The 12,268-nt window shown below is 57.6% G+C and carries 9 protein-coding genes; 1 reads left to right on the top strand and 8 read right to left on the bottom strand.

Translation table 11 applies throughout. The annotated features are described in order from the left end of the window. Positions 1–52 precede the first annotated feature (52 nt). Positions 53–2,779: a LuxR C-terminal-related transcriptional regulator gene (locus tag FO268_RS01025; RefSeq protein ID WP_150988317.1), complete on the top strand. Its 2,727-nt coding sequence runs from the start codon at positions 53–55 to the stop codon at positions 2,777–2,779. A 3-nt stretch (positions 2,780–2,782) separates the two neighbouring features. Here the strand turns inward: FO268_RS01025 and FO268_RS01020 are convergent, their stop codons facing one another. From FO268_RS01020 to FO268_RS00985, 8 genes are all read right to left on the bottom strand, one after another. Beyond that, positions 2,783–3,679: an acyltransferase gene (locus FO268_RS01020; RefSeq protein WP_150988315.1), complete on the bottom strand. Its 897-nt coding sequence runs from the start codon at positions 3,677–3,679 to the stop codon at positions 2,783–2,785. A 52-nt stretch (positions 3,680–3,731) separates the two neighbouring features. Continuing rightward, complete coding sequence (locus FO268_RS01015; protein ID WP_150988312.1) at positions 3,732–4,655, bottom strand: glucosaminidase domain-containing protein; 924 nt, start codon at positions 4,653–4,655, stop codon at positions 3,732–3,734. Positions 4,656–4,733: 78 nt separating this feature from the next. Continuing rightward, positions 4,734–6,935: a hypothetical protein gene (locus FO268_RS01010; RefSeq protein WP_191966781.1), complete on the bottom strand. Its 2,202-nt coding sequence runs from the start codon at positions 6,933–6,935 to the stop codon at positions 4,734–4,736. Positions 6,936–7,077: 142 nt separating this feature from the next. Then, a complete protein-coding gene (locus FO268_RS01005) occupies positions 7,078–7,632 on the bottom strand; it encodes a YfaZ family outer membrane protein (protein ID WP_150988309.1) in 555 nt (184 codons plus the stop codon). Between the two features lie 137 nt (positions 7,633–7,769). Further along, positions 7,770–7,958, bottom strand: coding sequence for a DNA gyrase inhibitor YacG (gene yacG / locus FO268_RS01000; protein ID WP_150988306.1), 189 nt, complete (start codon positions 7,956–7,958; stop codon positions 7,770–7,772). An 18-nt stretch (positions 7,959–7,976) separates the two neighbouring features. Further along, the gene (locus FO268_RS00995) at positions 7,977–10,337 is read right to left on the bottom strand and encodes a hybrid sensor histidine kinase/response regulator (RefSeq protein ID WP_227716212.1); all 2,361 of its coding nucleotides are present in this window, start codon (positions 10,335–10,337) and stop codon (positions 7,977–7,979) included. A 32-nt stretch (positions 10,338–10,369) separates the two neighbouring features. Next, positions 10,370–11,116 carry a tRNA (N6-threonylcarbamoyladenosine(37)-N6)-methyltransferase TrmO gene (gene tsaA / locus FO268_RS00990; RefSeq protein WP_150988303.1) on the bottom strand — a complete coding sequence of 249 codons (747 nt, stop codon included), beginning with the start codon at positions 11,114–11,116 and terminating at the stop codon, positions 10,370–10,372. A 170-nt stretch (positions 11,117–11,286) separates the two neighbouring features. Further along, a complete protein-coding gene (locus FO268_RS00985) occupies positions 11,287–12,252 on the bottom strand; it encodes a hypothetical protein (protein ID WP_225316473.1) in 966 nt (321 codons plus the stop codon). Positions 12,253–12,268: the final 16 nt, after the last annotated feature.

Raw genomic sequence — 12,268 nt, 5'->3', positions numbered from 1 at the left:
CGGACAATAGGCCGCCGGGCCTGCAGATTCCGGGTTTTCAACGGGGCAGAGAGTGAAACCATTTGATGATGGCTGTGCGGCCAATGATGAGTTCCAGTCGGTACTGGGCGGAGCACATCGTGGCGAGTTGATCAGGGATTTATTGCGTCAGCGGGTGCGAATGCCAGAGCCCGTACCCAACTATCTGAAAAGAGCGGCACTTACGGAGAAGCTTGCATCGGTTATCAGGCCGGGGCAGGTGCTGTTTGTGGAGGCACCGTCAGGTTTTGGCAAATCCCACGCGCTGAGCGCCGCCTTCCGGGAAACCGGTCGTACTCCCGAAACCCTGAGATGGCTGGGCCTGACGGGACAGGAAAACGATGCAGGCCGGCTTATGGCACTGCTAGATATCGCATTGACACCCCCTCGTGTTACGCCCCGGTCTTCCAGCCAGCAAAAAGCTGCAAGCTACAGCGATGCTCTGGCGATGCTGTTGTCGGACCCTTACTGGAACACACGAGTAAGCAACGAACAGGAAAATTCCGGCTCGACCGCGGGCAGTGTGCTGGTGATCGACAATATCGGAACCGTCGCCAATCCAGCCGCGATAGCACTGTTGCAGCAACTTACGGCCAGCACCCCCGCTGGACTGGCACTGGTGCTAGTGTCGAGAAAACCGTTGCCGTTTGAAACCCATACCTTCGAACTGGAAGGCCGCTTCAATCGGATCGGCACAGAATCTCTGGAACTGACCCGTTCCGAAACCTTCGAGTTCTTTCAGACCGCCGTTAGCCGTAACCAGCTCACAACCGTGGCGGTGGAGCACCTGTATTCACTCACCGAGGGCTGGATTACACCCTTGGGGCTTTATCAGAGGGAGCTGGAGTCCTCCTCTGAAGCCAGGTTACCGATCCAGGAAACCTTCAGTGTTGAACGATTTCTCCGGGATGCAGTGCTGGTTCATCTTACGCCGGGTCAGCAACGCTCGTTGCGGATCATGGCCGAAATGGAGATTGTTTCGGATGAACTCTTCCTGACCCTGGCAGACGCCGGCTGCGATCACGCTTTCAGGCCCTCGGCTGCCGCGGAAACCGGCATACCACTTCGTCCGCTTCCGGGCCGGGGGCGATGGTTCCGCCTGAACCCGTTACTGCATGACTGGTTGCAGACCCCGGCGCTGGACGACTCCCGGCAAAGGGCACTCAAGGCCAGTCGCTGGTTCAGCGAGCGTAACCAGTTCCCTGAGGCGTTGCGTTACGCTTTGCTAAGCGGGGATCTGGATGAGTCTGTCCGCATAGCTTCGGAGGGTTCAGAGGCGCTGCTGATTGGCCAGGACACCGCATCGTTGCTGCGGCTTCGCCGTTCCCTGCCCCCCGGGCTTCTGGAAAAGAGTGCGCGCTTGAAGATTGTTTACGGTTGGGTTCACGCCATTGGCGGCCAGTTCGGGCAGGCGCGATTGTTGATCAGTGATCTGGATGAGGGAAACCACCCCGAGCTCGTGGGCCGTATTGACGCGCTGAGAGCTTTCATCCTTCGCGGAGAAGGCAGTGTTGACGAAGCCCTGGCCGTCGCCGACCGTGCGTTGCAGGCCGAAGAGCTCTCAACCCAGGGGCAACTGGTGACCCAGTTGGTGCGCTCCAGTGCGCTTTGTGCGGCGGGTAACTTCGGTGAGGCCAGGGAAGCCAATCGAATTGCAGCAAGACTGGCCAGGGAGGCCGGGGATGGTGGCTCGGAAATTCTGGCGGTGTATGCCCACGCCCGTATTGAACTGGGAAAAGGCTCGCTGAAACACGCCGAGCAACTGTTGAGAACCGGTCTGGACACTGCCATGAACGAGTCCTCCCGCCCCGCGCGGGTGGGCGAGACTCGACTGCAGCTCAACCTGGTGATGGTACTGTGGCACCAGGGCAGGGAAGCCGAGGCGGATCGCCTGTTAGTGACCTGTATACGCCATGCGGAACAGACCCGTGACCTGGGCCTTTTGCTGGCTATGGCGCTCAGGGTACTTATCTGTCGTACCCAGAACAGGATGGATGATGCTTTTGCCTGGATAGGTCGTGCTGAACGCACCATGCAATCGTGGCAGGTAGACAGATCGGTGTACGTCCCGGTTCTTGAAGCCCTGAAAATCAGTGGCTGGTTAGCACTGGGCCAGGCTGATACCGCAGCCCAGGCAATGGAACGCCTGGACCCCTGGCGGGAAGTGAACTGTGTTCCTGAAATGTTCCCGATGATGCCGGGTATGCTGAACTGCCTGCAGGCCAGGATCGAACTGGCGCGGGGGGATGACGTAAAAGCTGCAGAAACGGTAAAAGGAATTCGCAGCAATAGTGGCGAGACACTTCCGTTCGGGCTGGATATCCACTCAAGGTTGCTTGAGAGCATTGTCAGTTGGCGCCAGAAAGGCCCGGCCGTGGCACAAAAGATTCTGGCCACAGCCATTGAGTTGGCGGGGGACGAACACTACATCAGTCCGTTTGCCGAACTCAGAGGTGAGTTGCAGGAGCTGTTGGAAAAAACGTGGCAACAGTTGCCAGATACGCCCTTTACCGAGTCTGTGGGCAGACTGTACGGGTTGTCGGACATGAAGGAGCAGGCACCCCTGGCGGAGCCCATCAGCGACCGGGAGCAGGGCGTGCTGGAACTGATTGCCCAAGGGCTTTCGAACCAGGACATTGCTGACCGTCTGCATATTTCCCTGCATACGGTCAAAACCCATGCCCGCCGCATCAACGCCAAACTTGAGGTGAAATCCCGTACCCAGGCCATCGTCCGGGCCCGGGAGCTAGGGCTGTTATAGAGGTCAGGCGCCCTGTTTCAGCTCTTCGATGCGGGCGTCTTTATCGGCCCATAGCTCACTCACCCAGCGCTGGAAATCCACGCGGATTTCACGATCCTCCTGATAGTTCATGCCCAGAAACCGCTGTGGAATTTCCCTGGTTCGTATATCAATAATGATTCTCTGAATTCGCCCGCACAGGTAATCCCATACGCCGCACTTGCCCTCGGGATACACGATGGTCACATCCAGCATCGTGTGGAGCGAATCGCCCATGGCTTCCAGTACAAAGGCGGTGCCACCGGCACGGGGTTTGAGCAGGTTCCTGTAGGGTGAATTCTGGTTCCTGTGTTTCTCTGCAGTCAGCCGGGTGCCTTCCATGAAATTGAAGATGGTTACCGGTGTGTACCGGAATTTTTCACAGGCTGCGCGAGTGGTTTCCACGTCCCGGCCTTTGAGTTCGGGGCGTCGTGCTATCTGTTCCTTGGTGTGCCGCTGCATGAATGGAAAATCCAGCGCCCACCAAGCGATACCCAGAAAAGGCACCCAGATCAGTTGCTGTTTCAGGAAAAACTTGAGCAGCGGAATGCGGTTGTTCAGCACATGCTGGATAGCCGGAATGTCGGCCCAGCTCTGGTGATTACAGGTCACAAAATACCAGTGTTCCCGGCTCAGGTCCTCGACCCCGCGAACGTCCCACTCAATATTGTGAAGTACATCGGCCAGCACATTGTTGAAGCCGATCCATAACCAGGCTATGCGATTGAGAACAATGGTGCACCCTTTGCGGATGGGTGCCGCCGGAAAGACCAGCTTGATAATGGCAAAGACCATCAGGATCGGGAAGAGCCACAGGGTATTGAGCAGAACAAGAATTATTGCAAGCACACCTTTGACCGGTGCAGGCAAAAAACTGAGCATCGACGGCTGTCTCCGGAATACGAGTCTGGTTGGTTGTCGGGTGGCAGGGCGGTTAGCTTTCGCTGCCGGTTGCTATATTTTCGCTGCCAGGCAGCAGGGCTTCTTCCTTGCTGGCTGAGGCAAGCTTCAGCAACTGCTGTTGGCTGCTATCGCGAACACTACGAAACTTTTCGTCGTAGTAGGTCAGGTTGTTATGTCGGATCATGCTTCTGATTTCCTTCACGTATTCTTCACCGCGCTCGGAATAGTCAAGCAGCCCTGCAGCAAGGATTGAACCGCTGGGATAACCGCCGTTGTTGCGAGCCTCAAGGCGGATGTCCCTGAGCTTCTGGTAGGCGGGATGACGATTCAGGTTCTGAATGTAGGAGCGCACCGAAACGTAGGGGGAACTGAAGCTGGCCACTTCGTGGCTGGCACCCTCAATACGGCTTTGAGGCACGAGGCCACAGCCTTTCGAGAAGCACCACTGGCCAAACAGGTTGTTCCCCCGGCGGGCGAAGCGCGAGGTTCCCCAGGCGGATTCGTTAGCTGCCTGCGCCATGACCAGGGAGGGAGGAATTACGTCGAGGCGATACTCAAGCCGTCGGAACATGTCCGGGCTACCGGGTTCCTCATCAACCCGCAAACGCTCGGCCTGGTTTTTCAGCCAGGTCAGTTCTGATTTCGTGAGACTTTCTTTACCAGAGAGGCTTCGCAGGTATTCACGCTCAATAAGTATGCGAGAGTTCGCCAGCACGATACGGGGGTAGAGAAACGAAAAGAAGGCTGCCTTTTTTTCGGTGGTATCACGATACGTGGAGAAGTCCGGCAGATCAGTCCCGGACCAACGGGGCAGGGGTGGCAATTTGGCCAGAGCAACGTCGGCTGCGTCATCCTTGTCCCGGTCAAGATCGGGATCCGGTGTGTGCAAAGCTCCCCAGAAGCCAAAAACCACCATCGGAACTACCAGCAACAACACCCGGATACCAGAAGACATACAACCTCTCGTTACAATCGATATGACAGTGATTATAACAGGTTATACGAGCACTTCGCCCGTGTGGTTTGCTGCTGCTCACTCTGGAAGACGGGTCGCCATGACCAGGCCCAGAACCTCTTCCTGGCCGTCGGTGTCCCTCAACTGCAGGAAAAACTGATCCTGATCACTCGTAAAAAAACCGTTCAACGTCAGGGTGTCCCCGGTAAACGTTGCGGTCCCATCTGTGTTCGCACTGTAGGTGAGAGAAGCCTCGGCCGGTACTATGGTTTGCGGCACGGAAACGGTTTCTGCATTCACCTGATGGGTAACATCAAGCCGTCGAGCCTTCAGGCGGGCACTGGCTGAAGATTCAATCACCAGCAGGGCGTTGTCGAGATGGGCCAGGCGGTTGCTGGCGGGGGCCATGCCCAGACTCGCACCTTGCAGTCGGTATTGGCCGCTGGTGGGTGGCGAGACGTTGGCCTTCTCGGCAGCCACTAACAGGCCATCGCCGATGGCGTTGGTATCCAGGTTGAATCCCAGCAGGCTGCCATCCGGTGTGGAGGCACCAATGGCAAGGTCAGGTATCTCATCAAGGCCGGAAGCGGTGTTTCTGTCGAGGTTCAGGCGCCCATTACTGACAATGCGGTTCCCACTATTGGGGTCCCACACTCTGGAGGGACGCTCGCTGATTACCCAACTGGCATCGCGGGTTCCGGGCGCGAGGGAGACTGCGCCGGTATTGTCCCGCTGAAGGGCCACGGTCGTTGCGGTCTGGGTAACGGCCTGGCCGCTGATCTGCCAGTCACCGATTCCACTTTCCGCCACCATGGGCTGGCTTTCATCGCCCATCCGGGTGGCCAGGTACACCACGTTGTAATTCTTGCCGTCCAACGAGGCCTGCCTGTCGAAACCTTCTGAACGCAGCAGGTTCAGTTCGAAAACGGACAAATAGTGGTTTTCCAGAGTGCGCTCCCGCTTCAGCTCGCCCCCTTCCGACCGTAATTCAATGGCTTTTCCCGCTGTGAAATAGCCGCTGAGTACGCGGTCGGGCTGTTCGCTACCACCCCCCACATAGGCGTCCAGATGATAGGGGTTACGGGTCCAGCCGATGATTTCCGAGCTGCCGCGGCCGGTAATGCTCTGGAACAGGGCGCGACCGGCCAGGAGGCGGAGATCGTCCTTCAGGGTAGCGGCTCCGGGGGAAGAAGAGTGGGTGTTCAATTGCCAGTCTGTTCGGTCAAAAAATTCGTTGTCATTCCGGTGTACCAGCGTCTTCCGGTCATAGGGGATATCGCTGGCCAGGGACGTTACCTTGATATTGAAGGCATCGAAGGACGTCAGCGTCAGGCCGGGATAGACATAGCCGGTGCCATTCTGGTCGGTGACAGTCTCCTCTCGAGCAAGGCGCACGCCCCATTGACCGGAGCCAGCAAGGCTCGACTCCCGGAAGGTGTGGCCCAGTTCTATCCCCAAGAATACCGAGTGATAATCCGCCGAGCTGGCTTCAATTTTGCCGGAGGAAGCCTCATCCAGCAGTGCCAGGTCCGCCATGGAGGCCACATACCCCGCAAAGTCTCCCCGTTCTTCCAGCAGTGTTAATGCTCCCTGAGCCCCCAGGTTGTCAGGAATATCAATTTCAAAATCGTGAACCTGGTCGGCAAGGGTGGACCATACATATTTGTTGAGACACAGGGTGCTGTTGGCGTCGTTCACACACTCCATAATCCGGCTGAATTCACCGGAGGTGTAACGGCCCACGGCATTGGCCACCAGGTATTCCGAGAAGGGGTTAACCTTTACGTCCCTGTCGGCATCTGCAGCGAGGGCCCGAAGGCGAGTGTTGCCGTAGGTGGCCTCAATGACCACGTCCGGGCCCAGGGGCAGGCCCTCTTCGAAGGTGATCACGGTGCGGCCGGTGTCTTCGGTGCGGGCGCGAGTGTCCACCGAGGCAAGGTTGCGGAGCGACTGGTCCGTGCGGTAAACGGTGACGGTGTCCGGCTCGACAATTCTCAGGTTGCGCCTGGTAGCCTCGCCCTCAGGCGCCACAGATTCCGGAACCTCCATGGTTACCCGGACCTCATTGCGCTCCAGACCGGAGGAATCGCTGGAATCGCCGGTGGTCCCGGAGGTGAAATCGTCATTGGCGTTCTTGGCCGGGGGGAAGCTGTTTTCACTGTCTCTGGCCTCGTCAATGGCATCATCACCACCGCCGCAACCGCTGGTGAGTGAGAGTACGGAAGCTGCTGACAGGGCCAGAAGAGCCCGTCTGGTGGTTTGTAAACAGAGGTTGTCCATGCCGATAAACCATTCCCGAAACGTGAGCGGGAAGTTTACCAACTTGGATAAGTGCAAAGAGTGAGGCAGGGCACGAATTCAATGGTGTTAACCCCGCCGGTAGAGAAACCGGCGGGGGGGGTGTCAGATGGTCAGGGGCAGATCAGAAGAAGATCTTCATGCCAGCCATCACACCTTCATCAAGGTTGAGGTCACCGGGGCCTTCGAAATCCGTATTCAGGTAGCGGTAACCGGCAAAGAGTTCCGCGTTACGGATAACCCGGTAGCTGCCACGCAACTCAACGCTGGTGAGGTCGTCTGAATCACCGAACGACAGAATGCTTGGTGCATAGTGAAGCCCGCCAGTGAAGGAAAGGCCGGGGACGTCGGGAACATTCACCGTGGCGAACCCGCCAAGAGCAACAGCGCCCCCGTCCAGACGATCGTCATCCCACCCGATGGCGCGAACACCGATGCCGGCAGTAGTAGGGAGATTGCCGAGTGCGGTGCGGCCCTGGGCGTGGAAATCCACGTTGCCAATATGGCGGCTGCCTTCGTGATAGGTATAACCGGTACCCACCTGAATATCAGAATTGGGGCCGAAAAAGTTCACCTGGCCCTTTACAGAGTCGTTGGTCAGGCTCAGATCCGCATCAGCCGCGTATACAGGGGCTGCGGCAAGGGACAGAACGATAAAAGGAATACGGTACGCTTTCATTCTTCTACCTTTTCATTGATTGAATGTAATCGGATCGGCTCTTACCCGCCTGATCAACGGGCTAACTGCCTGAATGGTAACGGGCAGACGCGGGAGGCTCAACTTAAAATGGGGTAAGGGGTGGTTAATCCGGGTCTTCAGTGATTGGTTGTTTCACCGCCCTGGTCAAGATCGTCAGGTGAAGCGTTTTCCGCTGGCACGCGGTATTCTTCGTTGGCCCAGGCGCCAAGATCAATCAGTTTACAGCGTTCCGAGCAGAAAGGGCGAAAAGGATTGCTTTCGTTCCATTCCACGGATTTCTTACAGGTGGGGCATTCTACGTTCATGATGGCCTTGTGACATATTCAGGTGGATGCGGACGCCTTGCAGTATTGTTCCAGAACCGCCCGCAGCATTTCAATATTGACAGGCTTGGCAACAAAGGAATCCATGCCTGCCTCGCGGCAACTTTCCTCGTCCTTCTCCATGGCACTGGCTGTTAAAGCCACCACCGGTACCGGGGTGCGGTGATGGTCCTTCTCCCACCGGCGCAGGCGCCGCGTGGCTTCGAAGCCATCCACCCGAGGCATGAGGCAGTCCATGAAAATCAGGTCGAAGGGGTGCCATTGCCACAGACTGGAAGCTGCTTCTCCATCATTGGCTGTCATCACATCACAGCCGAGCTTTTCCAGCAGGCGGCGGGTAAGGGTACGGTTGACCGGGTTGTCTTCCACCAGCAGAACCTTCATGCGCCCACAGGGCAACTCCTGGCGGCGGGTCTTGTCGCTGACCGCCTGCAGGGAAAACCGTGTCAGGAACCGGCGCTCGTCCTTGGCTGCGTCTGCAAACAGCTGATGCAGGATTGGCGTCAGGCAGGATTCCCGCAGGGACTTGCTCAGAAACGCATCGGCGCCGGCCTGGCGGAAATGCTCGGCGTCACCGCGCTGGGGATTGGAGGACAGGATCAGCAGCCGCGTATGGTTCCATACAGGATTGCTGCGAATCTGGCGGCACAGCAGGTCACTGTCCATATCAGGCACAAACCCATCCAGCGCAATGGCATCAAAGGGCTCGTGATTGTCAGAGGCCAGACGCAGTGACGTCAGTGCCTCGCCGGCGGACTTTACCGCTTCAATATCCAGCTCATGCCGCGACAGCATCTCCAGGGTAATCTTGCGGGACAGTTCATAGGAATCAACAACCATAATGCGCTTGCCCCGGATCATGCTGGTATCGGGCCTGCTGCGCGCTGCACTGTCTGCGGCAACGGGCAACGTCAGCTCCATCCAGAAGGTGGAGCCATCCCCGGGTTTGCTCTCCAACTCCAGGGAGCCGCTCATCAGGTGAACCAGCTGGCGGCAGATGGTCAGCCCCAGGCCCGCGCCGGGGAGCTGGCGCTGGAACCGCTGGCCCAATTGAACGTAAGGCTCATACACCAGCGGGATGTCTTCGGGATTGATGCCGACACCGGTATCCTCAACCGCTATCCGCAGCCGCACGTTGTCGTCCCGGCGGCCCAGCACTTCAATGCTGATCAGTACATGACCCGAATCGGTAAACTTGATGGCGTTGGACGTCAGGTTCAGCAGAACCTGGCGTAGCCGCACCGGATCGCCCCTCAGCGCCCAGGGCAGGTTCTCGTCAATGCGCAGCTCCAGGGCCAGGCCTTTTTCCCGGGCCCGCGCACCCAGCATATGCACGAGATCGTTCAGGGTGTCCCGCAGGTCAAAGGGAATATCCTCCAGCACCAGCTTGCCGGCTTCCATGCTGGAGATGTCCAGCAGGTCGTTGATGATGGACGACAGGCTCTGGGAAGCGTTCAGCAGCGTGTGAACGTACTCCCGTTGGTCCTGGTCCAGGGGCGTGTCTGAAAGCAGATTGGCGTAGCCCAGAACAGACTGCAGCGGAATCCGCAATTCATGGCTGACATTTGCCAGGAACTGGTTCTTGGCATGATTGGCCCGAACAGCTTCGTCCCGCTCGTCCTGGGACTGAATCGATGACTGGCGAAGGGAGCGGGTATCTTCCAGCAACTGCAGGCGCATGGTGTTCAGTGCCTGCTCCAGTTCGCTGAGTTCATCCGCTCGCTTGGGTGGTTTGCGACGAAGGTGCAGCGGTTCAATCAACGCGTCCAGATTCAGTCGGGCGGCATAATCAGCAATGGTTTCTAAATGCCGTGACAGGGTGAGCCGCACAATAATCAACAAACCCAGCGTGCCCAGCATCACAATCATCGACTGGAACAACAGCGTCAGCAGCGCGCGATCCATCAGCTCGTTATAGACCGTCTCTACCGACGAGGTCACTGTTAATGTGCCCATGGCTTCAGAATGTTCGAAATTGGCGTGATTAAAAACCAGCGGGAACGACTGGCTAATCACCCGGCCCTCGGGGTAGGTGCCGGTATTGAACTCCTCGCCTCCGGCCGTAATGACCCGGGCGTGCTGAATGACAGGCATGGCCCGCATATCGTCCAGACTGTTGGCTACCTCGCTGTAGTTCAGTAGCCACAGATTGTTGCTCATGGCACCCGAAACCAGCTCGGCAGCGCGCTCCTGAGTGCTGCGAAGCTCCTCCTTGCGGCGCTCGAACTCGCCAATCATCTGCACGCCCGTTGCTGCCAGAGACAGGATCAGGCTGAACAACAGAACATAAACCAGCAGTCTTGCAGCCAGTGGCCGTACACCTATTCGTCTGAATAACCGGAGCGGAGGCAAGGCACGCATTCCCTGTGTCGAAAAAACAACCGATTTGCAGTTTAACAGACAGTCAGCACTTCGACACGCTCCTGTAATTCGTCATGCACAAAACGAAAACGCACATTCAGGTCATACAGGTGCGCCCCGTAAATCCTCGCCTCATCCCGCCCCCGCCGAAACGAAGGCCGCGGGTCGTAACTCACTACATCCTCGATCAACCCCCGCAGGTCGGGATACTGCGTTGCCGACAAACCCGCAAGCTGAGTTTGCGCCTCATCCAGAAACACCACTGGTAACCGCTCCGTAGGGGCTGAATCCGCCCAGCCAAGCGAAGCCTCCGGCACCGAATCCGCAAACGGCAAATACGGTTTGATATCGAGAATCGGCGTACCGTCAATCAGATCATGATCACTGATCCGCAGCACTAACCGCCCATTGTCATCCCGGGCCAGTCCCTCATTCCGAACCACCGACAACCCCAGACTGTTAGGCCTAAACGGCGACCGACTGGCAAACACGCCGATCTTCTTGTTGCCCCCCAGCCGCGGCGGCCGAACCACCGGCCGCCACTCGGCCCGGACCGCTTCATGAAACTGAAACGTCAGCCATAGATGACTCGCCGTCTCCAGCCCCCGGAATGCATCCTCCCGGTCAAACGGTGGTTCAATCACCAGATCTGCATGGGCAAACCGGGTCAGCCCCGGTTGGCGGGGTACACCAAACTTGTCACGGAAACAGGAGCGGGTAAGGGCTATCGGCGTGAGCGTTAATGCCTCAGTGGCAGGACGGGATGGATGATGGCTCATAAAAAGATTCAGACAACTCGAGTTAGAGATTCAGCCGGTACGCCCTTCCAAAACTGTCTTCGGCCAAGGACGGCCGAAGTCAAGCGCACATGGATGTGCTCGTAGCGTGTTTTGGAAGGGCGTAGCGGCTGAAGCTCGGCCAGAAAACACAGGATTTTATTGTCAGGGCCTCAGTAGGGCCGCTCAATACTGCCAGAAAAATACAACTCTATCCGCAACACCAACGAAGCCCGATCCTTGAAACTTTCATCTCGCGGAAACTCCAACGCCGGAATAATTTCCCCAAACAGCCAGTCACTGTGCAAACGATACCGGTATGTCACATCCGTAAACACCGACGTCGTCCGCCACCCCGGCTGACTCTCACCCAGAACACCCACGCGGGGATTCAGGGTGGACCGGTTGTTCAGCCGCTTGTAAAAATTTGCCGTCTGGGAAAGCTCAAACTTACGTTCATCATGGACCCATTCAACCTCTGACGAGACCAACGTATTCCAGCCGTTGCCCAGATCACGACCTGCCCCGAACCACGAGCGCGTGCCCCAGCCGTCCTGGTGGAAATAGTACACTCGCTGCTCCACCGCAAGCTTCCAGTCCTCGTTCGGCTGCCAACTCTTCTCAGCCTTTGCCCGCCAGAAAGCATCCGGCGGCAGCCGCAGGCGCACACCCACATCGTTACTCAGATTGATGGCATCCCCGACACTGGTCAGATAACGAAACGCACCGGTGGCCTGGGTTTCACTGCGCTCATCTTCGGTCAGTTGGCGGTTACGCCGTCTTTCAGAGAGGGGGATCAGTTCATCACTCTCACTCTCGATAACCAGCCGCAGTTTTTCCTCAGTGGTCGGAATGTCCAGCCGGAACCGCGCTTCGGGATCGAACTGGGCCGGGTCGCCATACTCCGACTCTGTGGCAAACCCCACACGCAGATAGCTTTCATTGTCTGGCAACGCCTGGCTACTGCCTGAAAGGGTTCGGTCCGCCCATTCACCCAACGCCTGTATGCGGTCACTATGGCCGCGTTCCTGAGTCAGAACCCAGTTGCTGAACTGCAACCAATAGGAATCCCTGGGCTCAGCCCAATATTCATCCGGGGAAAAGGTAAAAAATGAAGGCGGCAGGTTTTCCGGGGTCAATACGTCCTCCACTGCG

The sequence above is a fragment of the Marinobacter denitrificans genome (genome assembly GCF_008795955.1).
Classification (GTDB): Bacteria; Pseudomonadota; Gammaproteobacteria; order Pseudomonadales; family Oleiphilaceae; genus Marinobacter; species Marinobacter denitrificans.
This window is presented reverse-complemented; position numbering and strand designations above follow the sequence as displayed.

Excerpts from the sequence above, each read along its gene's own strand:
- FO268_RS01005 (WP_150988309.1), bottom strand. The coding sequence starts at position 7,632 with ATGAAAGCGTACCGTATTCCTTTTATCGTTCTGTCCCTTGCCGCAGCC.
- yacG (WP_150988306.1), bottom strand. The coding sequence starts at position 7,958 with ATGAACGTAGAATGCCCCACCTGTAAGAAATCCGTGGAATGGAACGAA.
- FO268_RS01010 (WP_191966781.1), bottom strand. The coding sequence starts at position 6,935 with ATGGACAACCTCTGTTTACAAACCACCAGACGGGCTCTTCTGGCCCTG.
- tsaA (WP_150988303.1), bottom strand. The coding sequence starts at position 11,116 with ATGAGCCATCATCCATCCCGTCCTGCCACTGAGGCATTAACGCTCACG.
- FO268_RS01015 (WP_150988312.1), bottom strand. The coding sequence starts at position 4,655 with ATGTCTTCTGGTATCCGGGTGTTGTTGCTGGTAGTTCCGATGGTGGTT.
- FO268_RS00995 (WP_227716212.1), bottom strand. The coding sequence starts at position 10,337 with ATGCGTGCCTTGCCTCCGCTCCGGTTATTCAGACGAATAGGTGTACGG.
- FO268_RS01020 (WP_150988315.1), bottom strand. The coding sequence starts at position 3,679 with ATGCTCAGTTTTTTGCCTGCACCGGTCAAAGGTGTGCTTGCAATAATT.